We start from the raw sequence: 21,988 nt of genomic DNA, 5'->3' as shown, positions 1-21,988 counted from the left end.
CGTGTTCCGCCTTTTCCGTTACGACTGGGTCAAGACCCCAAATCCCTTCGCTTTTTTCCCTTTTTCCTCGACCAGCTTTCCGTTTACCCCCTGGCATTTTGGAAGCTGCTCAGTGAAGTTTTCATAGAAAAAAGGAAGTCCAGTTCTTCGGACTTCCTTTTCTTTCATTCAATCATATAGATTACATGAATAACTTCTCCAGCTTCTCCCACAGGAAGAACTTCACTTGCACTTCTGGCTGAGCTTCAGGAAGTACTTCAGCAGATTCGACGGCGACTTCCTTTTGTTCCTCTTTTTCCTCAGATAACGGTTCTGTATTCTCGTCATCCGCCTCTTCTCTTTCCGGTGCATACAGGCGCTCGTTCATCCAATTGTCGCGATAGGAAGTGAGGGTGGTGCTACGCTTCTCCGGTGTCGGCTTCTCTGTCGGCAATTCGGCAGCAGCTGCATCAGCATTCGTCATGTCGATAAAACAGAGGGGCGGGAACAACACACACCACCAGTTTTGCCCTTGGGCTTCCCCGATCCGGACGCGCAAAGCCTGATAGTCGCCAGCCGGATATACATAGGTGCCGTACATTTTCGTCGGGAAGGGAACCTCTCCGAAATCGACCACAGCGTGATACGAGAATCCACGTTCCCGAATCGTCTGATCCACGACTTGCTGCAGCTGCGGCAAGTGTTCCGGGATGAACTGCTGTGCTTCTTCATACGTTTGGATCTGATCAGTCCAGCTATTCATCTGTTCGATCAAGGCATCCCGCACTTCCCGCTTCAGCCATTGGTCCTGAACAGAGTCACTATTGGCAATAATTCGCAAACGAATCGATTCTTGGGGAATCGGCCCATTATCCAGTACATTGGCCGAGGTAAGCTGTCCCTCCCAGCTCATCATCAACAGAAACAGGCTAAAGCCTAGCAAAAATACTTTTTTCATCGCTAACCGTCTCCCTTTACCGTTCTCTCTCTTTAGCAAACAGTATCGGCAAGGAAGGATCAGTTTATACATGAATGCCCGAATGTTTCTACAATTCCAAGCGCCACAAAAACGAGTCGTACCAGGCTTACTTTCTCGTTCCCAGCACGACCCGTTCAATACCTGCTAAATCGCAGACAATATCTACCTCATCTATCACGCCCGATTGGTGCAGCATTTCAGCCACATCTCCTGCCTGGTGAATCCCTACTTCAAAAGCGACGAGCGCTTTGGGCTTAAGCAGCTCAGGCAGTGCCTCGCACAAGCGTCGGTAACAAATCAAACCATCTTGTCCTCCATCCAGTGCGAGACGCGGCTCGTAAAGACGAACCTCCTCATCCAGCTCCTCTACATCTGAGCTTGGGATGTACGGAGGATTGGATACCAATATATCGACCTTCTCTCCTGTCTCCAGAAGAGGCTGCACCAGATCGCCTTGCATAAAGCGAACCTGGGCTCCCAGCCGATCTGCGTTTTCCTTCGCGATCCTTGTAGCGTCAGAAGACAGATCCACTGTCGCTACCTGCCACTGCGGACGCTCACAGGCCAGGGTGATGCAGATCGCTCCGCTGCCCGTACCAATATCGGCGGCAAAAAGCGCTTCATCCTCCCCCCAGAGCGCAGAGGCACGAAGCAAGACTTGCTCCACGAGAATCTCGGTCTCTGGACGAGGAATTAACACGCCGGGACGAACAACAAAGGGCCTTCCGTAAAATTCCTGCGTTCCCATCATGTACTGCAGCGGCTCGTGAGTGGCGCGCCTTTGGCATAAGGCAGCCAATTGCTGAACCACCTGCGGATTGATCGAATCGTTCATCGAGGTGAGAAAGCGCGTCCGATCCCAGCCCAGGCTGTGGCGAATCAGCAGCTCCGCTTCAAACAGGGAATCCTTCGCCCCTTGTTCTCGCAAAAAGGAAGAAGCCCGTGTCAGGGCTTCCCGTATCGTCGTGACATCGGACCAATCAAGCGGTGTGTGCATGGCTTTTCAGCAGCTCCGTCTGTTCATGCATGATCAGGTTGTCGATCACTTCGTCCAGTTCGCCTTCCAATACCGACTCCAGTCGATGCAGTGTCAAACCAATCCGGTGATCGGTCACACGGCTTTGCGGATAGTTGTAGGTACGAATCCGCTCGCTGCGGTCGCCAGTCCCCACCAGGCTTTTGCGTGTTGCATCTGCCTCGGCATTTTGCTGCTGCATGTAAAAGTCGTACAGACGGGCACGCAAGACGCGCAAAGCCTTGTCTTTATTGGAGTGCTGGGATTTCTCATCCTGGCATGACACCATGATGCCAGTTGGGATATGCGTCACACGCACAGCCGATTTCGTGGTGTTGACGCTTTGTCCGCCTGCCCCGCTGGAACAGAAGGTATCGATACGAATATCTTTTTCGTGGATTTCCACTTCCACGTCCTCCGCCTCAGGCAATACCAGTACGGTAGCCGTAGACGTGTGGATGCGTCCGCCAGATTCCGTAGCAGGAATGCGCTGTACGCGGTGGGCGCCGCTTTCGAATTTCAGCTTGCTGTATGCCCCTCGTCCGCTGATGGAGAAGACTATTTCCTTGTAGCCTCCGATGTCAGTCGGACTTGCCTCAAGCACTTCCAGCTTGAAGCCGTTGCGCTCCGCAAAACGCGTGTACATCCGGAACAGCACAGCCGCAAACAAAGCAGCCTCGTCTCCGCCTGCCGCACCGCGAATTTCCATAATGACGTTTTTCTCATCATTCGGGTCTTTGGGCAGCAGCAGGATTTTCAAACGGTTTTCCAGCTGTTCCTTGCGTGCGGACAGCTCAGAAATCTCCAGCTTCACCATCTCACGCATTTCATCGTCTAGTTTGTCTTCCAGCATGACCTTGGCGTCTTCCATCTCGGTCACTACTGATTTATATTCACGGTATACCGTCACGGTTTCTTCCAAAGAAGCCTGCTCCTTGGACAGCTCTCGCAAGCGCTTTGTATCGCTGATGACGTCGGGGTCACACAGGAGATTGGTTACTTCTTCAAAACGCTCTTCAACTGCAGATAAGCGCGTAAACACTGTACTTCACCCCATCGCAAAGAATACTGAAATACAATTGTAACAGATAAATTATAGGAGGAAAACGTGCATAAGTCAAAGTACATTATTTAGCTTGGATTTTTATGACAGAATGCAGCTGCAATGGAGGGGAAATAGGCCCGGCATTAGCCGAGCCTGCGCGTTCACTCCGTGTCACTTATGGTATTCCTCATTGGACGTTACGTGAAAATCATAGCGTGGCACTTTCTTTTTCAAGGCTGCTACCACTTTTTTCTCGATGTTCCGCGCCTCTTTGGCTGTAATATTGTGCTTTAAATCAAGAGTAACATATGCATTTCCGCCATTCAGTGTGATGCGGGCATTTTCCACACCTCGTACGGACTTCGCCATCATTTCCATGTTGCTCATATCGACATAATTATTCTGGACGTTGGAATGTCCGATGACCAGATTGGGATTCTGATTACGTCCCATCAAATCATCCCGGTCCACTCTGGGAGGTGCAGGACGGTGTAGGACATCACCCGTCTGGTTTACCCCATGCGTCTGCATGCGATTTTGTTCGTAGCTTTTCGTTCCGTAGTTTCCACATCCAGTCAGCGCCGCGACAAGGACGAAGCAGCCAGCCATCATCAAAGATTGTTTCCAAAAGGCATAACGGGTCATGAATAAAGCCACCTCCTTTTTGCCTTAGTCTGTGCAGCGTCCCGGGCGGACATGCACCTGCAAAAAGAGGTGGCCTATCATCTAAACTGGCGGGTTGTAGTAATGCGGGCGACAAACACTGCTGTAAGTGTCATTGCCAGCAATTTCGATGGTCTCCCCGCTGTACACTGGTTTTCCATTTTTAAATTTCAAAATATGCGTTGCTTTTTTATTGCAATAAACGCAGACTGTTTTGATTTCCTCGACCTTATCCGCCTCGCAGAGCAAAGCCGCACTGCCAGGGAACAGCTCGTTTTTGAAATTTTTCAGCAAGCCGTATACGATCACAGGAATCCCCAAATCATCTACGATCTGCACCAACTGCGTCACGTGGTGTTTGCCGATAAACTGCGCTTCGTCCACCAGAACACAGTCCGGTCTGATCTCCTCAACCGCCACGATTTGGAACAGGTCCGTCTCCTCATTGATGGGAATCGCATCACGACTGATGCCCACGCGAGAAGCGACTTTGCCGACCCCGAAGCGATCATCGACGGCCGGGGTGAAGACCATCACTTTTTTGCCGGATTGCTCGTAATTATGGGCAACTGTCAACAATTGAATCGATTTGGAAGCATTCATCGCCCCATAGCGAAAGTATAATTGTGCCACGTCTCCTGTCTCCCTTTGCCAAGACTATGTAATTAGAAAACTTGGCTGCGCCAAGCCTTTGGCGTAGCCTTAGTTGCGCTTATACTATCTTCCACTATTCCTATCGCGCTTTAGCGCACTTGAATATTCTGATAGTAAAACAAAACCAGGCAGATCGCTCTACCTGGTTGCTCCAATCCTCTCCGATTAGGAAAGATTGTATTTGCGTTTGAAACGGTCCACACGGCCGCCAGCGTCTACGAATTTTTGTTTACCTGTGAAGAATGGGTGGCAGTTGGAGCAGATCTCCACTTTCAGCGCTTGCTTCACGGAACCGGATTCAAATTCGTTACCGCACGCACATGTAACGGTTACAATGTTGTACTTTGGATGAATACCTTGTTTCATCTCGCTACACCTCTTTTTGCCCTGAATCGTTTGCCGAAACAGAGTTATTAAACACACCTTACAGATTAGCATGCCTAGCGGCGATTTGCAACAATCTGCCGTGTTATTCCATGCTTTTCCTGCGGCGCAATTCTTCTGGCGGAATATGCGTAAACGATCCGATGATCACATCAGGCAGCTCTTCCTGGTAGATCTCAATCGCTTGCTTCATGCCGAAGACTTCTCCCTGTGCCTTGGGGATCATCGACAGGTAGCTTTCCGGGTCGATGTTCAGATTGCGCAACTGAATCAGCTTGATCCCAGTGCGGCGAATAAAGTCAATCATCGCTTCCATCTCTTCCTCGCGATCGAAAACGCCAGGGAAGCAGAGATAATTGATTGAGGTGTACACGCCTTTGGAGGAAGCGTACTCAGCGGATCTGGCTACATTCTCCAGCGTGTAGTTGCGCGGGCGGTAATAGGCATTGTAATGCTCATCGATCGCACTGATAATGCTGACGCGCATCAGGTCGAGACCAGCATCGACGATTCCCTTGATGTGATCAGTCAATCCTGCATTTGTATTGATATTGATAAAACCCATGTCTGTCTGCTCACGGACACGGCGCATGGCAGGCACAATGATGGATGCCATCGTGGAAGGCTCGCCTTCACAGCCTTGTCCAAAGCTGATGATGCTCTCAGGAGTCTGCAGATGGTGCAGCATGACCTCCACCAGCTCGTCCTCTGTCGGCTTGAAGTTCATCCGGGTCTGCGGAGACGGAAAGCCGCTGTCTTCTGGCTGCTCGGAAATACAGCCGTAGCAACCTGCATTGCAGGTATACGATACTGGCAGGCTGCCTTCCCAGCGGTGGAAAAAGTTGTTGGAGGCAGTCAGGCATTCGTATTCCAGCGCGCAGTGGGACAGATGCTGGAGAATGCGGTTTTGCGGAAACAACTCGAGCGTTTTCTCTACACGCTGCCGCAGCTCGTCCATCGGAAAATTAAGCGGATCCCATTTGTAGATGTCATCGCTCGCTCTGCCCGCTACCCAAAAGCTGCCATCTTTCCAAACGACTGCCGAATACCCGAAGAGAGGAAGTTTGCTCTCTTTTTTGCTCTTTACATAACCAGGCAGCAGCAAGCGGGTGATCCCTTGTGGAACCAACGCCCCCACCGCCGTACAGCCGTCGAGCTTTACCATTTCACCTGTATCCGGGTCCATTCCGATCGGCACGGTATCCGGCAGACTGACCAATGTCGCACCTTCTGGCAGCGGAATCAGCTCTTCCTCGAGAATCTCTGTCAATATATCACCATTTCGCGCCACCGCAAGCAATCCGGGGTGGTCGTATACATGGCCTTTTTCATCTGCATATACCAAATACATGGGAAAAGTCTCCTCGTTTCTTTGCTTTGCCCATTGTATCGTATTGAAAATGCAAAGTAAATTGGGGAAGGTTTTACCTGCTTAAATACGGCAGCGGGTTGATCGGCACATCATCCTGGCGTACTTCAAAATGCAGGTGGTATCCTGTCGAATCTCCCGTTCTTCCCATGAACCCCAAGACCTCCCCGGCTTCTACTGACTGACCGGGAGTGACGATGATGCTGCGCATATGCGCATAAAAGGTCTGAAGGCCGTCCCCGTGATCGAGCACCACCATGCGCCCATAACCGGAGCGATTGGCCCCTGCTTCGACCACGACCCCACCTTTAGCTGCATAGATCGGTGCCTTCGCTTCATCCTGGTTCCACAAGTCTACTCCTTTATGAGCTTTCCCCCACCGAACCCCGAAGCCGCTGGTCACGGTAGCTTCTTTCACCGGCCACTCCAGTCCTCCACGAACTCTTGCCGTCACCTGTCTGCTTGCTGCCTGGGCAGTATTTCGTTTTTGCTGAACTTCATTCGCCTGCATCTGTTTGTTTGCCATCACCGGGACATACACAACCTGTCCTACATACAGATTATCCGACAGCCACTTCAACAAAGGATTTCGCTCAACCAAAAGCTCCTTGCTTACGCCATACCGCTGCGCAATGTAATTGAGCGTTTCTCCCCGTTTGACCATATGCCGTACTTCGTCGTTGCTGATGACGAGCTTCAAGCCGATCCCTACGAAGTTGGGATTTTTAATTTTGTTTGCCTCTACCAGTTTATGTAAGCTAAGGCCGTAGCGATGTGCAATCTCGGAGAGTGTCTCCCCTTTCTGGACCGAATAAACCATTATCTTGCTTGGCGAAGCTGTGGTTTGCGCTAATCCTGCAAAAGGGTTAAAGGCTTGAAAAAGAGCTTGCTCGACTACAGCTTTTTGGGCTTCCTCCCTGCTCACCAAGGGAGGGGGTGTTTGTGTATAATCCACTGCCACTCCTCCTTCGCAGCTACTCTTCCTACAGTATGCCTATTGGCATAAAAAAATGACGGTGAGATTAACTCACCGTCGTAGTGCTTGCGGCTTTGCTGCGGGCCTGCTTGGCCTCCAATGATTGGACAAACTCCTCATTGGTTTTGGTATCCGCCAACTTCCGAATGAACGAATCGACAAACTCGTTCGTCTCGTTCATATTCTTGCGGATCATCCATAGTTTTTCCAGCTCTTCTTTAGAAAGCAGAAGCTCCTCGCGCCGTGTACCAGAACGGCGAATATCGATGGCTGGGAAAATACGGCGTTCGGAAAGCTTTCGATCCAAGTGCAGCTCCATATTTCCGGTTCCTTTAAATTCCTCATAAATGACGTCATCCATCCGGGAGCCTGTCTCTACCAGTGCCGTAGCCAAAATAGTCAGGCTGCCGCCCTCTTCGATATTGCGGGCCGACCCAAAGAAGCGTTTGGGACGGTGGAAGGCTGCTGGATCGATCCCGCCCGATAATGTCCGTCCGCTTGGCGGGATGACGAGGTTGTACGCTCTTGCCAATCGGGTGATGGAATCCAGCAGGATGACGACATCCTTCTTATGCTCTACAAGGCGTTTTGCCCGTTCCAGAACCAATTCCGCCACCTTGATATGATTTTCAGGCAACTCATCAAACGTGGACGCCACCACTTCACCTTTCACAGATCGTTGCATATCGGTTACTTCTTCCGGGCGTTCATCAATTAATAAGACGAATAAATGAATATCGGGGCGGCTTTCCGTAATGCTGTTGGCAATCTCTTTGAGCAGCATGGTTTTCCCCGCTTTGGGCGGAGCCACGATCAATCCACGCTGACCAAGTCCGACAGGGGCGATAAGATCCATCAAGCGAGTGGAAATGCGTTCCGGCGCTGTCTCCAGAACAAGCTTGTTTTGCGGGTAGAGCGGTGTCAACGCGGGGAAATGAAGTCGTTCCGCTGCCGTCTCAGGGTCTTCTCCGTTTACAGCTTCTACTTGCAAAAGCCCAAAATACCGTTCGTTTTCCTTCGGAGGCCTGGCTTTTCCGGAGACGACATCCCCCATGCGCAGATCAAAGCGGCGGATCTGGGATTGAGAAATATAAATATCCTCGGAGCTCGGGAGATAATTGATGGGACGCAGAAATCCATATCCCTCCGGCAGGATTTCCAACACCCCCTGCATAAACATCAGCCCGTCTTTCTCCGCTCTGGCGCGAAGAATCGCAAATATCAATTCCTTTTTCTTCAGCTGCGAATAGTACGGAATATGATATTCCTTTGCCAGTTTGTACAGATCCGTCAGTTTCTTCTCTTCTAATTCAGAAAGTAACATACATCCACCACTCTTTATATACTCTTCAACTTATTCTCGTCCGAACGGGCCATTACAATACCAGTGTCGGTTTGCGCTCCAAACGATGGGTTCCCTCGATAAAACGAATCGTACCTGTTTTTGCCCGCATGACAACGGATTGGGTAGTCGCTCTCATTCCCTGGAAGCGAACTCCCTTCAGCAGTTCACCATCTGTCACGCCGGTAGCGGCAAAAATGGCGTCGTCGCCTTTGACCAAATCGTCCATAAACAAGACCTGATGCGGATTCACGAGGCCCATTTGCTTGCAGCGTTCAAGCTCTTCAGCAGATTGCGGCAAAAGCTTCCCTTGAATCTCTCCCCCGAGGCATTTGAGTGCGACAGCAGCGAGAACACCTTCAGGAGCACCGCCAGAGCCGAACAGAATATCCACACCCGTATCGGGGAAAGCCGTATTGATCGCGGCCGCTACATCCCCGTCCGAGATCAAGCGAATGCGCGCACCTGCTTCACGAATCTCATGGATAATTTTTTGATGGCGATCACGGTCCAGCACAATTGCCACGAGGTCGCTGATATCTTTTCCCTGCGCCTGGGCGACTGCCTTCAGGTTGTCGCGAATCGGCGCGTTGATATCCACTTTGCCTACCGCCTTCGGACCAACTGCCATTTTTTCCATGTACATATCAGGCGCGTGGAGCAGATTGCCACGGTCAGCGATGGCGATCACGGAGATAGCGCCCCACGTCCCTTTGGCAAGAATATTGGTTCCTTCCAAGGGATCTACCGCGACGTCAACAGCAGGTGATACACCTTGCCCCAGGCGTTCTCCGATGTAGAGCATCGGCGCTTCGTCCATTTCGCCTTCCCCGATCACGACGACTCCGTCCATCGGGACATTCTCAAACTCCTTGCGCATGGCCGTTGTAGCCGCATCGTCTGCCTCGTCCTTTTTGCCAAGACCCATCCAACGAGCAGACGCCAATGCCGCTGCCTCTGTCACACGTACCAATTCAAGTGTTAAGCTCCGTTCCATTCTGGAAGACTCCTCCTTGGTGATAGGCTAACGTTGATGATTTTCGGACCGCTGCAAGCCAATCCGCTGAACTTCTGCTCCCAATGCCTGCAATTTGCCTACGAGATTTTCATACCCGCGATCGATATGTTCCAATCCTTCCAGTTCGGTCGTTCCCGAAGTAGCCAGCCCTGCAATAAACAGCGCGGCCCCTGCGCGAAGATCGGATGCGACTACTTTGGCTCCATTCAACCGGCTGCCGCCCTCTATCACGGCCGAACGGCCCTCTACCTTTAGAGACGCTCCCATCCGGCGCAGCTCGTCTACATGGCGGAAACGAGAACTGTAGATATTATCCGTCACTATGCTGGAGCCCTTGGCCAAGGTCAGCAAGGTCGTGATCGGCTGCTGCAGATCAGTAGGGAAGCCCGGATAAGGACTTGTTTTGACGTCGATGGAGCGGTAGGATTCCTTGCCAATCACTTGAATGGCGTCGTCCATCTCTGTCACCTCCACCCCGATCTCACGCAGCTTCGCCGTGACGGACTCCAAATGCTTGGGAATCACGTTTTCCACCATGACATTGCCATTGGTCGCCGCTGCTGCAATCATGTACGTGCCAGCCTCGATCCGATCCGGGATGATCGTATGGCGGCACCCGCGCAGGCGCTCTACCCCGCGAATGCGGATCACATCGGTGCCTGCCCCCTTGATGTTGGCACCCATGTTGTTGAGCAACGTAGCGACATCGACGATCTCCGGTTCTCTTGCGGCGTTCTCAATCACCGTCACACCGTCTGCCTTGGCAGCAGCGAGCATGATGTTGATGGTCGCTCCGACACTTACCAGGTCGAGGTAAATGCGAGCTCCGCGAAGCTTGCCGTCGCGAGCTCTGATCGTCATGACTCCGTTTTTGTTTTCCACTTCTGCGCCCATGGCTTCGAAGCCTTTGATATGCAAATCGATCGGACGCGGTCCCAGGTCACAGCCACCCGGCAAACCTACCTGAGCCTCACCGAACTTCGCCAGCAACGCTCCCCACAAATAGTAGGAAGCTCGCAGCTTTTTGATCCGTCCGTTGGGCATCAGCATCAGCCTCATGTCACGACCATCGATTTCCATCCAATCTTCTTCAAACAACACATCCGCTCCCATTTCTTTCAGGAGCTCATGATAAATATCTACATCCTGGATTCGGGGAAGATTCTCAATGACGACAGGCCCATCAGCCAGCAATGCGGCAGGAATCAAAGCAACTGCACTGTTTTTAGCTCCGCTGATGGTAACTGTCCCCGCAAGTGGTTTCCCACCGTTGATGATTAGCTTATCCATGCTTTGCTCTCCTCTGGCTTAATCGGGAAAGAAGCACCTTCCCCGATGAGAAAGGTGCTTGTCTTTTCACGTGAATCTTATTTTTGCATACTAGCCCAATCGGCAAGGAATTTCTCCAAACCACTGGAAGTCAATGGATGGGCAATAAGCTGTTTGAACACTTTGGCCGGGATTGTCGCAAAATGAGCCCCGAGCCGAGCCGCTTCTGTCACATGGACAGGGTGGCGGACGGATGCTGCGATGATCTCTGTATCAATATCATGAACAGTGAAAATCTCGGCAATATCCTCGATCAGTTTCATGCCGTCCTGGCTGATGTCGTCGAGTCGTCCCAGGAATGGAGAAACATAGGTCGCTCCAGCTCTGGCCGCCAACAACGCCTGATTTGCGGAAAAGACCAAGGTAACATTGGTCTTGATTTTTTTCTTGGCAAAATACTTGGTCGCCTTCAAGCCTTCTGCTGTCATTGGCAGCTTGACGACGATGTTTTTGGACAGGGAAGCCAGCTTTTCCCCTTCTTCAATCATGCCTGCTGCATCAGTGCTGATGACCTCCGCACTGATCGGGCCATCCACGATATCGATAATTTCTTTCAAGGTTTGCACAAAGTCGCGGCCTTCCTTGGCTACCAGGGAAGGATTGGTAGTTACGCCTGCAAGGACGCCCCACTCATGAATCTCGCGAATTTCATCCACATTTGCTGTATCGATTAAAAAGCGCATGATGTACCTCCTTGGTTACGCACGGTTGCTGCTGCCGAACAGGCGCATTTTCCCTTTGACAACTTCCTTGATGGCATCACGAGCTGGCCCCAGATATTTTCGAGGGTCAATCTCGTTTGGTTTGGCAGCCAGGATTTTGCGAACCGTTTCGGTGCATGCGACTTGGCTTTCCGTATTTACGTTGATTTTTCCAACACCCAGGCTGATCGATTTCACAATGGCTTCATCCGGCACACCGGAACCACCGTGCAGGACGATCGGCGCCTCAATTTGGCTTGCTACCTTTTCGATAATGTCGAAACGGATTTTCGGTACTCCTTTGTACATGCCATGGGCTGTACCTACAGCAATCGCCACGTAGTCTACTTTCGTTTCATTCCAGAAGTGAATCGCTTCTTCCGGATTCGCCAGTGTTGCATCTTCCTCGTCTACAGACAGGTCGTCCTCTACTCCACCGATGGTACCAAGCTCACCCTCGACGGATACGCCTACGGCATGAGCCGCTTCTACAACCTGCTTCGTCAAGCGGATATTGTCTTCAAAGGAATGATGGGAACCATCGAACATTACCGAAGAGAATCCAGCGCGGATGCACTTCATGACCATGTCAAAATTGCTGCCATGATCCAGGTGGAGAGCTACAGGAACACCTGCGCGTTCGGCTGCTGTTTTCGCAATCGCGACTGTGTAGTCGATGCCCATGTATTTGAGAGCTCCCTCAGACACACCAAAAATCACAGGAGACCTTTCTTCCATCGCAGCTTCTGTGATTGCTTGAGTAAACTCCAGATTGTTCAAGTTGAATTGGCCAACAGCATATTTATGCTTTTTGACGTCCTCGGTAAAAGCGGTCATTGGTACCAGTGGCATGGTTGGTAATCCTCCTCTAGCAGACTTCATTAATGTCGCTTATTATACCACAGACACTCACATGTTAACAGGTACGCTTGTTTTGATTCTCTACCGGGCACAAGACTAGCAAGCTAACTGCTGTTGAACCGCCATCCTCAATTCATCAATATCAAACGGCTTGGTAAAATGGGTCAAGGCCCCCAGTTGCGTCGCTTCCTTGATCATGTCCAGCTCACCGTAAGCCGTCATCATAATGACTTTGATCTCCTGGTTGATTTTCTTGATATGCTTGAGGATCTCGATGCCGTCCATCCCAGGAATTTTCATATCCAGAATGACCAGGTCAGGCGATTCTTTCTCCACGATTTCCAATGCCATCTTTCCATTTGCAGCCTGAAACGTTTTGTAGCCTTCTTTGCCCAGCACCTCGTACAACAAAATGCGAATGCCGTATTGATCATCGACAACTAACACTTTTTTGTCGTGCTTGTCAAACATGACTAAACTCCTCCTGACCAAAGCTATTACTTAACTACTTACCATTCGCCTAAAATTAGGAAACTCCTTCATGTAAGCGCTGAAATTTTCCTGCTATCCCCTATTCGCGTATAATGGGAATACTACGGAAGAGGGAGATCGCTCTCATGTACACGATTATCATTATTTGTGCGTTGACCTTTGTCATACATACGACAGAAACGCTTTCATACGCACTGCGGTTTGCCGGGGTTCAAACCAGCAGACTGGCGGTGGCTTTGTCGCTGTCCGGGGTAGTTTTGCTCGTATCCAGAACTTCCAATCTCATTCAAACTCCATTTACCGGAGGCTTGATCGATCAAGCTGCGCTTTCTCATACAGATCCGGGCTGGAAGCTTCACCTGATCATCGGCGCCGCCTCGCTAGGGACGTTGTGTGCGATCCTCTTGTTTCCGACGTTCGTCCAACTTTCTAAACGGCTGATCTCCCACCTTGAGGTGGCGGGTTCCATTCCGAAAATGATCCGCTCCGCCGTCACTCCCCAAAACATCCGCCGTGTCCATCAGCACGTTCGTTTGCCCCGGCTTGCTTCTCTCTCCCGTTTTCGAATCAAGGGGGTCCCGAAGCGCCTGCTGCTGCTCAACTGTCTAGGCACAGCCATCTACACAGCCAGTATCCTGTCGGTGCTGTACGCCTCCTTGCTCGCTCCGAGCTACAAGGCAACTGTCCTGATGTCTTCTGGACTGATCAACGGCTTCGCAACGATCTTCATGACGATCCTGGTCGATCCTCAAGTGGCCCTATTGACGGATAAGGCCTTGCAGGGACAAGCATCCCATGAGGCGATTCGGCAGATGTATCTATGGCTGATGATTTCCCGTTTTTTCGGCACGATTCTGGCTCAGTTCCTGCTGATTCCTGCTGCTTACTGGGTGGCGTGGCTGGCTCCCTTTTTTCAATAGTAGTCTACCAGCTGTCCTTTTTTATTGTGGTCCACCAGCTATAGTGGAGGGGGAGGAAAAAGGGAAAACGCTTCAGGCGGGTTGGGATCTTTGCTGGGGGTCATTCCTGGCCGCTTCCACTCCAAAGGCGGAACCGCGGCCAAAAGCAGCCGTCTCATGGAAGTGAATCAGGGTTGGCCGCTGAAGGCGTGTTCCACCTTTTCCGTTCCAGCTTGGTCAAGATCCCAAATGCCTTCGCTTTTTTCCCTTTTTCCTCGACCAGCTTTTCCTGGTCCTCCTACTTAAAAAACTTTTTAGTTTTTCGTAGAGGGTAAGAAAAAACGCACCCGTGACTTCCAAAAGGAAGCGGGTGCGTTTTTTGCCAATATGCTCAGTGTTTATTTTTTATGGTTCAGTGAAGCTTGGATAAAGTCGCGGAACAACGGCTGCGGACGGTTCGGGCGGGAAGTAAACTCCGGATGGAATTGGGTCGCCACGAACCAAGGATGGTCTGGCACCTCTACAATCTCGACCAGACGGCCATCCGGGGTCGTTCCTGCGAAATGCAGTCCAAGACCCGCCAATTGCTCACGGTATTCATTGTTGAACTCGTAGCGATGGCGATGACGCTCGTATACCAGCGTGCTGCCGTATGCGCGCTCGGTCAGGCTGCCAGGAACCACTTTGGATGGTCCAACACCCAGACGCATGGTGCCGCCTTTGTCTTCCACTTCTTTTTGCTCCGGCAGCAGATCGATGACCGGATACGGAGTGTGGGGATTGATCTCGGAGCTGTTTGCTCCCTCCAGCCCTGCGACATGGCGGGCAAACTCGATGACCGCAATCTGCATCCCCAGGCAAATCCCCAGGAACGGAACTTTATTTTCACGCGCAAAACGAGTCGCAGTAATTTTGCCTTCGATTCCGCGATCACCAAATCCGCCTGGAACCAGAATCCCGTCTACATCGCCCAACAGCTCGCGAACATTGTCCGGGGTTACTTCTTCTGCGCTTACCCACTTGATCTCGACGTTGGAGTCATTCGCAAATCCGCCGTGGTAGAGCGCTTCTGCTACGGAAAGGTACGCATCGTGCAGCTCTACGTATTTGCCCACGATCGCAATGCGGGTGGTTTTGGACAGGTTTTTGATGAGGTCAACCAGTTTTTTCCATTCCGTCATATCCGCTTCCTTGCAATCCAGTCCGAGGTGGCGGCAGACATAATCATCCAGGCCTTGTGCTTGCAATTGCAGCGGTACATCGTAGAGGGTCTCTGCGTCCGCGCATTCCACGACAGCATTTTTATCGATGTCGCAGAACAGAGCCAGCTTGTCTTTCATGTCTTGGGTCATCGGTCTTTCAGTCCGCGCCACGATGACATTTGGCTGGATGCCCAGGCTGCGCAGCTCTTTTACGCTATGCTGTGTCGGCTTGGTCTTCATTTCTCCGGCAGCCTTGATGTACGGCACCAGCGTTACATGGATGTACATGACGTTTTCGCGGCCGATATCACTTTTGATCTGGCGAATCGACTCCAGGAACGGCAAGCTTTCGATGTCTCCGACCGTACCACCGATTTCTGTGATGACGACATCTGCTCCCGTTTCACGGCCTGCACGGAAAACACGTTCTTTGATCTCATTGGTAATGTGAGGAATGACTTGCACGGTACCGCCCAAGTAATCGCCGCGGCGCTCCTTCGCGATGACGGTGGAGTAGATTTTACCAGTCGTCACGTTGGAGTTGGCGCTCAGGTTGATATCGATAAAACGCTCATAGTGTCCCAGGTCCAGGTCGGTCTCGGCTCCGTCATCGGTTACGAATACTTCACCGTGTTGAAACGGACTCATGGTTCCTGGATCCACGTTGATGTAAGGGTCAAATTTTTGGATGGTTACCTTTAGTCCTCTGTTCTTCAGAAGTCGGCCCAGAGAAGCCGCTGTAATCCCTTTTCCCAACGAGGATACAACCCCGCCCGTCACAAAAATATACTTTGTCATCGTTAACGTCCCCTCTTCCCTAAACCTCAATGATGATGAATAAACACGGATAATGGCCTATGAAAAAAGAAAAAACAAAAGCGAGTCCTATCCCGAAGCAGTTCGGGTAGGGGCACTTTTGTTTTATAGTTTTCCATATTTGTTCCTTCTTCATGTGAAGCCCAAGGAGTATTTTATCTGTCCCTCAGACGGAAGTCAAGGGCTTATCGGTCGTCTTCCAAATCTTCCTCAGGTTCATCTTCTTCCAGCTCTTCGTCCTCAAAAAGCTCGTCTTCGTCTTCGATTTCCTCTTCGTCGATTTCGGCATCAATTTCTTCTTCCTCGATGTCCGCTTCCTCATCGACAAACTCTTCTTCGTCCTCGAAGATCACGACCTCGTCTTCTTCGTATTCGTCCACCAGCTCGTCTTCGCTCTCGAAATCGTCGAAGTCGTCGTCCAGTATGACCTTTTTCTTCTTGCTGACGCCGCCCTCTTGCGTTTCTTCCACGGTGTCGGTCGGGTACCAGCGCTTCAGGCCCCAGACGTTGTCACCGAGGCAGACGAAACGTCCGTCGATATTGATTTCAGTGTATACTTGAGCGATCAGGCTTCTGACTTGTTCTTCTGAGAGTTTGCGAAGGGCAGTCAGTTCATCCATCAGTTCGCGGAAGTTATAGGTGCGGTTGTTTTCACGCAGGATTTCGTAGGCGATGTCCACCAATGCCATCTCGCTTAGTCTTTCTGCATCAATATGAGCAAGTTTTTGACTCATTCGGGCACGTCCTTTCTTTCCTATACAAAACTTGACTTCCTATCAGTCCCCGTCGTTTGGCGAAGAGGGCTGTCCATAAGCTTTTTCGTATGATGATGCTGCCTTATTCATCGCCTTTTCGATAAGAAGGCTATCATACAGTATTCCTTATTTTAGACGAAAATGCAAGGCCTTCAAACAGGGGAGAAGCGTTTGACTGAAAAAGAAGTGACCGCCCCGTGAGTTCCTGACTCTGGCGGTCACTTCTGTCGATTGGAGCAGCTGAGTCGTCCCCTGGGGAACGCTACATATTTCTGCGATACTGTCCCCCTACCTCATAGAGGGCAGCGCTGATTTGTCCGAGTGAAGCCACTTTTACTGTCTCCATCAGTTCGGCGAAAATATTCCCTCCCGCCATCGCTACTTCCTGCAGACGGCGCAATGCCGCAGGAGCCGCGTCGCGGTTGCGCTCCTGGAAGGCGCGCAGATTGGCGATCTGCTGTTCCTTTTCCTCCGTCGTCGCCCGCGCCAGCTCGATCTCGTAATCTTCCTCCGATGCGTTCGGGTTGAGGAAGGTATTCACGCCGATGATCGGCAGCTCTCCCGTATGCTTTTTCATCTCGTAGTACATCGACTCGTCCTGGATCTTGCCGCGCTGATACTGGGTCTCCATCGCACCCAGCACGCCACCGCGATTGCTGAGGCGCTCAAACTCCTGCATCACCGCTTCCTCTACCAAATCGGTCAACTCCTCGATGATAAAGGCCCCTTGCAGCGGATTTTCGTTTTTCGCCAGACCCATCTCCTTGTTGATGATCATCTGAATCGCCATCGCCCGGCGTACGGAGTTTTCCGTCGGCGTCGTGATGGCTTCATCATAGGCATTGGTGTGCAGCGAATTGCAGTTGTCATAGATTGCGACCAGGGCTTGCAGGGTCGTGCGAATATCGTTGAAGTCCATCTCCTGGGCGTGCAGGGAGCGGCCCGAGGTCTGGATGTGGTATTTCAGCTTCTGGCTTCGCTCGTTGCCGCCGTAGCGGTTCTTCATCACGGTGGCCCAGATCCGCCGCGCTACCCGTCCGATGACGGTATACTCAGGGTCCAGTCCGTTGGAGAAAAAGAAGCTCAGATTGGGCGCGAAGTCGTCGATATGCATGCCGCGGCTCAGGTAGTACTCCACATAGGTGAAGCCGTTGGCGAGGGTGAACGCAAGCTGCGTGATCGGATTGGCTCCGGCCTCTGCGATATGGTAGCCGGAAATGGATACCGAGTAGTAGTTGCGCACCTTGTGGTCGATAAAATACTGCTGGATGTCGCCCATCATTCGCAGAGCAAACTCCGTGGAGAAGATGCAGGTGTTCTGTCCCTGGTCTTCCTTGAGAATGTCTGCCTGCACCGTACCGCGCACGGTAGAGAGCGTGTAGGCTTTGATCTTTTCTTTTTCCTGCTCATCCGGCTGGCGTCCCTCTCGCTTCACGAACGCTTCGATCTGCTGCTCGATCGCGGTATTCATGAACATCGCCAGAATCATCGGCGCCGGTCCATTGATCGTCATGGATACAGACGTGCTCGGGGCACACAGGTCAAAGCCTGCATACAGCTTTTTCATGTCGTCCAGCGTGCAGATGCTGACGCCGCTGGTTCCGATCTTCCCGTAGATGTCCGGTCGATAATCCGGGTCTTCGCCGTACAGGGTAACAGAGTCAAACGCTGTACTTAGGCGCTTAGCCTCGTCGTTTTGCGAGAGAAAATGAAAACGTCTGTTGGTGCGCTCCGGCGTCCCTTCTCCGGCAAACTGGCGCTTGGGGTCCTCGCCTTCCCGCTTGAACGGGAACACACCGGCCGTATACGGAAATTCGCCTGGCACGTTTTCCTTCAGCGACCACTTGAGGATCTCGCCCCAATCCTCGAAATCCGGCAGCGATACCTTGGAAATCCGGGTGCCGGAGAGCGATTCGGTGAACAGCTTGGTCACGATCTCCTTGTCGCGGATCTTGGTCACAAACTGGTCTTGGCGGTACGCTTCCTTCAATTTGGGCCACTTCTCCAGAATGTTCTTGCACTCCGGATGCAGCTTGGCTTCAAACAGGGCGATTTGCTTATCCAGCACAGCCGCTACTTCCTGTGCCGTCTCGTCACCTGATGCCAAGACCGTTTCTTTTGCTCCGTGCAATTGGAACAGCTTTCTGGCAATCGCGGACTGCTCATCCGTATAGACGCGGTATTGGCGAACCGTATTGGCAATTTCCTGCAAGTAATGGATTCGCTCTACCGGAATTAACGAAGTTTTGTGAATCTTGACAGGTGTCGGGTCCAAATGGTCAACCTTCCACGCCACACCCGTTTTTTCCACAATCTTGCGCATCAGTGCGGCAAACAGGACATTCGTGCCTGGATCGTTGAACTGACTGGCAATCGTGCCGTATACTGGCATCTTCTCGTCCGGCACGTCAAACATCTCGTGGTTGCGGCGATACTGCTTGCGTACCTCACGCAGCGCGTCCTCCGAGCCTTTGCGCTCAAACTTGTTGATCGCGATCAGATCGGCAAAGTCGAGCATGTCGATTTTCTCCAATTGAGACGGAGCCCCGAACTCGCTAGTCATGACGTACATGGAGACATCGCACACCTCGGTGACCTGCGCATCTCCCTGTCCGATCCCGCTTGTCTCGACGATGATCAGATCAAATTGAGCCGCACGGGCAACACGAATGGCATCCTTGACGGCAGCCGACAGCTCCGAGCCTGATTTGCGCGTAGCCAGACTGCGCATGTAGACGCGCGGGGTGTTGTTGGCGTTCATGCGGATGCGGTCTCCCAAGAGAGCGCCGCCCGACTTTTGCTTGGAGGGGTCGACGGAGAGAATCGCCACCGTTTTGTCCTCATAGGTACGGATAAACCGGCGGACCAATTCGTCAGTCAGAGAGCTTTTTCCCGCTCCCCCTGTCCCCGTAATGCCCAGCACCGGTACGACCGTCTCCGGCTCCGGTATGGCCTGCAGCACAGAATCCTGCCATTCCGGCTTTTCCACAGCGTACTCCGCTACGGAAATCAGCCTGGCGATCGCCTGATGATTTTGCTCCCGCAATGCTGCTACTTCCTGCTCGATCTGTTTCACCGTAGGAAAATCAGACTTGCGGATCATATCGTTGATCATGCCTTGCAGACCCAGCTTACGCCCTTCATCCGGCGAATAGAGTCTGCAGACACCGTACTCCTCCAACTCGCGGATCTCGCGCGGAACGATGACGCCTCCGCCTCCGCCAAAGACGCGGATATGTTCAGCCCCGCGCTCCTTCAACAAATCAATGATGTATTTGAAATACTCCACATGGCCGCCCTGATAGGAGCTGATCGCAATCCCTTGCACATCCTCCTGAATGGCAGCCGTCACAATATCGTCAACGGAGCGGTTGTGGCCCAGGTGGATTACTTCCACTCCCGATGATTGCAAAATGCGGCGCATGATGTTGATCGAGGCATCGTGACCGTCATACAAACTGGCTGCTGTCACGAAGCGTACCTTGTTGCGCGGACGATACACTTCTGTTTCCATCGTTCCACTCTCCCCGATAGGTTATTTGTCGGAGACGCTGATTTCACGAAGCAACAGTGCAATCTGCTTCTCCGTAAATTCCTCTAATGTATAGTGCTTGTGCAAGGCCCAACGGCGGAACACCCACATTTCTGCCAAAACCATGATGTTGTCGGCCATGAGCTTGACATGCTTTTCGTCGATGTTGATGGAGCCGTCGGCGATTCCTTTACGCAGAATCTCCACGAAAATCTGCGCAATCTCCTCTTCGCGGCTCAACACATAGCGCAGGGTCTCTTTCGGCAGCGACTTGGACTCCTGATAGATCAGCAAGACACGGTCGCTCATCTGATCCATTACGCGAATCAGGCTTTTTAGGGCCAGCTTCATAATGGACAGACCGGTTCCGTTAAAATTGATCGCTTCACGCAGACGGCCCTCCATCTCTGCGTGAATGGCATCGCAAACCAGGTACAGTACGTCTTCCTTCGATTCAATATATTCGTACAAGGTGCCGATGCTAAAGCCCGACGCACGGGCTATCTCCCTCGTCGTTGTTTTATGAAAACCCTTATGAATAAAAAGATCGACGGCCGCTTCGACGATTTGCTCGCGCCGTTTTTCAATGAGCTTCGGATCTTTTACCAGAGACGGAATTGTTCTTCGTTTATCAGACATAAAGGAAACCACCTTTCAAACTGACTGAGCGTTTGGTCAGGCAAAATATGGAAAAGAAAGAGACAAAACGCTGCCTTCATCACACTTCGCCACTATTATACGCGAGTTGGACGAAGGAAGCCAAATCTTTCTTTTCCATCTCTCATGAAGGGGTGCCTTCTGTCTGGTAAAGAGATTCCACTTATTCTTTCAACAAGAAATTGCTGATCACCACGCGCTGGATCTCATTGGTTCCTTCGTAGATCTGCGTGATTTTGGCATCGCGCATGAAGCGTTCCACCGGATACTCGCGGGTGTAGCCGTAGCCTCCGAATACCTGCACTGCCTCGGTCGTCACTTCCATCGCGATGTCTCCTGCGAATACCTTGGACATCGCAGAAGCTTTTCCGTACGGCAAGCCCTGATCCTCCAGCCAAGCTGCCTGATAGGTGAGCAAACGTGCTGCTTCGATCTTGGTCGCCATATCTGCCAGCTTGAACTGAATGGCCTGCAGGGCCGCGATCGGCTTGCCGAACTGGTTGCGCTCTTTGGCATAAGCCAACGCATGCTCGAAAGCTCCCTGCGCGATACCCAGCGCTTGAGCCGCGATCCCGTTGCGGCCGCCATCGAGGGTCATCATCGCAATTTTGAAGCCTTCCCCTTCTTCGCCCAGCCGGTTTTCGACAGGTACACGGACATCTTCGAAATTGACAGCCAACGTAAGCGAGGAGCGAATACCCAGTTTCTTCTCCTTTTTGCCCATCGTAAAGCCGTCCATTCCTTTTTCCACAATAAACGCGGTGATGCCCTTATGCTTCTTCTCTGGATCGGTGACGGCAAAGACGATGTAGATTTCCGCCTCGCCGGCATTGGTGATGAAAATTTTGCTGCCGTTCAGAATGTAATGATCCCCATCGCGCACTGCAGTGGTCCGCATTCCTGCCGAATCAGAACCGGAGCCCGGCTCGGTCAGACAGTATGCGCCCATTTTTTTGCCTTCTGCCATAGGGCGCAGGAACTTCTGCTTCTGCTCCTCGGTACCGAACTTATAAAGCGGCCAGCCTGCCAGCGACACATGCGCCGACAGCGTCACGCCAATGGATGCATCCACGCGGGAGAGCTCTTCGACGGCAATCACATAACTGAGGTAGTCAGCTCCGGCACCGCCGTACTCTTCAGGCCAGGGAATCCCTGTCAAGCCAAGCTCCGCCATCTGTTCAAAAATCGAGCGATCAAAGCGTTCCTCTTCATCCCGCTCTGCCGCAGTCGGCGCTACCTGGTTCTCAGCGAAATCTCGGATCATTTTGCGAAGCATCTCTTGTTCTTCTGTCAGTTGAAAATTCATCTCTATCACTCCCC

Annotated in this window: 20 protein-coding genes; 1 reads left to right on the top strand and 19 read right to left on the bottom strand. The window is 51.8% G+C overall.

What is annotated here, in order from left to right:
- Positions 1-181: 181 nt before the first annotated feature.
- From spoIIR to EDM58_RS20230, 14 genes are all read right to left on the bottom strand, one after another.
- Positions 182-937: a stage II sporulation protein R gene (gene spoIIR, locus EDM58_RS20295; protein ID WP_122914933.1), complete on the bottom strand. Its 756-nt coding sequence runs from the start codon at positions 935-937 to the stop codon at positions 182-184.
- A 127-nt stretch (positions 938-1,064) separates the two neighbouring features.
- Positions 1,065-1,955, bottom strand: a complete 891-nt coding sequence (gene prmC / locus EDM58_RS20290; RefSeq protein WP_023555178.1) for a peptide chain release factor N(5)-glutamine methyltransferase — start codon at positions 1,953-1,955, stop codon at positions 1,065-1,067.
- Positions 1,939-3,015 (bottom strand): peptide chain release factor 1, encoded by a 1,077-nt coding sequence (prfA, locus tag EDM58_RS20285; RefSeq protein ID WP_023555177.1) that lies wholly within the window; start codon positions 3,013-3,015, stop codon positions 1,939-1,941. The genes prmC and prfA overlap by 17 nt, the downstream gene beginning before the upstream one ends.
- A 174-nt stretch (positions 3,016-3,189) precedes the next feature.
- Positions 3,190-3,663, bottom strand: coding sequence for a sporulation protein (locus EDM58_RS20280; protein ID WP_122914932.1), 474 nt, complete (start codon positions 3,661-3,663; stop codon positions 3,190-3,192).
- Positions 3,664-3,744: 81 nt separating this feature from the next.
- Positions 3,745-4,314, bottom strand: a complete 570-nt coding sequence (locus EDM58_RS20275; protein ID WP_122914931.1) for a thymidine kinase — start codon at positions 4,312-4,314, stop codon at positions 3,745-3,747.
- A gap of 186 nt (positions 4,315-4,500) precedes the next feature.
- On the bottom strand, positions 4,501-4,701 hold the full coding sequence (rpmE, locus tag EDM58_RS20270) for a 50S ribosomal protein L31 (RefSeq protein WP_023555174.1): 201 nt from the start codon (positions 4,699-4,701) through the stop codon (positions 4,501-4,503).
- 103 nt (positions 4,702-4,804) lie between these two features.
- On the bottom strand, positions 4,805-6,070 hold the full coding sequence (locus EDM58_RS20265; protein ID WP_122914930.1) for a radical SAM family protein: 1,266 nt from the start codon (positions 6,068-6,070) through the stop codon (positions 4,805-4,807).
- Positions 6,071-6,143: 73 nt separating this feature from the next.
- Positions 6,144-7,043, bottom strand: coding sequence for a peptidoglycan DD-metalloendopeptidase family protein (locus tag EDM58_RS20260; RefSeq protein ID WP_122914929.1), 900 nt, complete (start codon positions 7,041-7,043; stop codon positions 6,144-6,146).
- Positions 7,044-7,110: 67 nt separating this feature from the next.
- Complete coding sequence (gene rho / locus EDM58_RS20255; RefSeq protein ID WP_023555171.1) at positions 7,111-8,388, bottom strand: transcription termination factor Rho; 1,278 nt, start codon at positions 8,386-8,388, stop codon at positions 7,111-7,113.
- Positions 8,389-8,440: 52 nt separating this feature from the next.
- Positions 8,441-9,403: a class II fructose-bisphosphatase gene (glpX, locus tag EDM58_RS20250; protein WP_122914928.1), complete on the bottom strand. Its 963-nt coding sequence runs from the start codon at positions 9,401-9,403 to the stop codon at positions 8,441-8,443.
- A gap of 27 nt (positions 9,404-9,430) precedes the next feature.
- Positions 9,431-10,714: a UDP-N-acetylglucosamine 1-carboxyvinyltransferase gene (locus EDM58_RS20245; RefSeq protein WP_122914927.1), complete on the bottom strand. Its 1,284-nt coding sequence runs from the start codon at positions 10,712-10,714 to the stop codon at positions 9,431-9,433.
- Positions 10,715-10,791: 77 nt separating this feature from the next.
- Positions 10,792-11,436, bottom strand: coding sequence for a fructose-6-phosphate aldolase (gene fsa, locus EDM58_RS20240; RefSeq protein WP_122914926.1), 645 nt, complete (start codon positions 11,434-11,436; stop codon positions 10,792-10,794).
- A 15-nt stretch (positions 11,437-11,451) separates the two neighbouring features.
- Complete coding sequence (fba, locus tag EDM58_RS20235; RefSeq protein ID WP_122914925.1) at positions 11,452-12,306, bottom strand: class II fructose-1,6-bisphosphate aldolase; 855 nt, start codon at positions 12,304-12,306, stop codon at positions 11,452-11,454.
- A 105-nt stretch (positions 12,307-12,411) separates the two neighbouring features.
- Entirely contained in the window at positions 12,412-12,786 is a 375-nt protein-coding gene (locus EDM58_RS20230) for a response regulator (RefSeq protein WP_023555166.1), read from the bottom strand.
- A 146-nt stretch (positions 12,787-12,932) separates the two neighbouring features.
- On the opposite strand from EDM58_RS20230, the gene EDM58_RS20225 reads away from it, so the two are divergent.
- Positions 12,933-13,727 (top strand): lipid II flippase Amj family protein, encoded by a 795-nt coding sequence (locus EDM58_RS20225; protein WP_122914924.1) that lies wholly within the window; start codon positions 12,933-12,935, stop codon positions 13,725-13,727.
- A 377-nt stretch (positions 13,728-14,104) separates the two neighbouring features.
- Here EDM58_RS20225 and EDM58_RS20220 read toward each other — a convergent pair whose 3' ends face one another.
- The 5 genes from EDM58_RS20220 to EDM58_RS20200 form a co-directional block, all read right to left on the bottom strand.
- Positions 14,105-15,706 carry a CTP synthase gene (locus tag EDM58_RS20220; RefSeq protein ID WP_122914923.1) on the bottom strand — a complete coding sequence of 534 codons (1,602 nt, stop codon included), beginning with the start codon at positions 15,704-15,706 and terminating at the stop codon, positions 14,105-14,107.
- Between the two features lie 203 nt (positions 15,707-15,909).
- Complete coding sequence (gene rpoE, locus EDM58_RS20215) at positions 15,910-16,458, bottom strand: DNA-directed RNA polymerase subunit delta (RefSeq protein WP_122914922.1); 549 nt, start codon at positions 16,456-16,458, stop codon at positions 15,910-15,912.
- A gap of 283 nt (positions 16,459-16,741) precedes the next feature.
- On the bottom strand, positions 16,742-19,993 hold the full coding sequence (icmF, locus tag EDM58_RS20210) for a fused isobutyryl-CoA mutase/GTPase IcmF (RefSeq protein ID WP_122914921.1): 3,252 nt from the start codon (positions 19,991-19,993) through the stop codon (positions 16,742-16,744).
- A 21-nt stretch (positions 19,994-20,014) separates the two neighbouring features.
- Complete coding sequence (locus tag EDM58_RS20205; RefSeq protein WP_122914920.1) at positions 20,015-20,650, bottom strand: TetR/AcrR family transcriptional regulator; 636 nt, start codon at positions 20,648-20,650, stop codon at positions 20,015-20,017.
- A gap of 181 nt (positions 20,651-20,831) precedes the next feature.
- The gene (locus tag EDM58_RS20200) at positions 20,832-21,974 is read right to left on the bottom strand and encodes an acyl-CoA dehydrogenase (protein ID WP_122914919.1); all 1,143 of its coding nucleotides are present in this window, start codon (positions 21,972-21,974) and stop codon (positions 20,832-20,834) included.
- Positions 21,975-21,988: the final 14 nt, after the last annotated feature.

It is taken from the genome of Brevibacillus panacihumi (assembly GCF_003710985.1).
GTDB lineage: Bacteria > Bacillota > Bacilli > Brevibacillales > Brevibacillaceae > Brevibacillus > Brevibacillus panacihumi.
Note: the sequence above shows the minus strand (reverse complement) of the source record. Positions and strands in the feature narration are given on the sequence as shown.

Coding starts and splice junctions, on each gene's coding strand:
- EDM58_RS20265 (WP_122914930.1), bottom strand. CDS start 6,070: ATGTATTTGGTATATGCAGATGAAAAAGGCCATGTATACGACCACCCC.
- fsa (WP_122914926.1), bottom strand. CDS start 11,436: ATGCGCTTTTTAATCGATACAGCAAATGTGGATGAAATTCGCGAGATT.
- EDM58_RS20230 (WP_023555166.1), bottom strand. CDS start 12,786: ATGTTTGACAAGCACGACAAAAAAGTGTTAGTTGTCGATGATCAATAC.
- EDM58_RS20225 (WP_122914924.1), top strand. CDS start 12,933: ATGTACACGATTATCATTATTTGTGCGTTGACCTTTGTCATACATACG.
- rpmE (WP_023555174.1), bottom strand. CDS start 4,701: ATGAAACAAGGTATTCATCCAAAGTACAACATTGTAACCGTTACATGT.
- EDM58_RS20220 (WP_122914923.1), bottom strand. CDS start 15,706: ATGACAAAGTATATTTTTGTGACGGGCGGGGTTGTATCCTCGTTGGGA.
- fba (WP_122914925.1), bottom strand. CDS start 12,306: ATGCCACTGGTACCAATGACCGCTTTTACCGAGGACGTCAAAAAGCAT.
- EDM58_RS20245 (WP_122914927.1), bottom strand. CDS start 10,714: ATGGATAAGCTAATCATCAACGGTGGGAAACCACTTGCGGGGACAGTT.
- EDM58_RS20280 (WP_122914932.1), bottom strand. CDS start 3,663: ATGACCCGTTATGCCTTTTGGAAACAATCTTTGATGATGGCTGGCTGC.
- rpoE (WP_122914922.1), bottom strand. CDS start 16,458: ATGAGTCAAAAACTTGCTCATATTGATGCAGAAAGACTAAGCGAGATG.
- EDM58_RS20200 (WP_122914919.1), bottom strand. CDS start 21,974: ATGAATTTTCAACTGACAGAAGAACAAGAGATGCTTCGCAAAATGATC.
- icmF (WP_122914921.1), bottom strand. CDS start 19,993: ATGGAAACAGAAGTGTATCGTCCGCGCAACAAGGTACGCTTCGTGACA.
- EDM58_RS20205 (WP_122914920.1), bottom strand. CDS start 20,650: ATGTCTGATAAACGAAGAACAATTCCGTCTCTGGTAAAAGATCCGAAG.
- prmC (WP_023555178.1), bottom strand. CDS start 1,955: ATGCACACACCGCTTGATTGGTCCGATGTCACGACGATACGGGAAGCC.
- spoIIR (WP_122914933.1), bottom strand. CDS start 937: ATGAAAAAAGTATTTTTGCTAGGCTTTAGCCTGTTTCTGTTGATGATG.
- glpX (WP_122914928.1), bottom strand. CDS start 9,403: ATGGAACGGAGCTTAACACTTGAATTGGTACGTGTGACAGAGGCAGCG.
- rho (WP_023555171.1), bottom strand. CDS start 8,388: ATGTTACTTTCTGAATTAGAAGAGAAGAAACTGACGGATCTGTACAAA.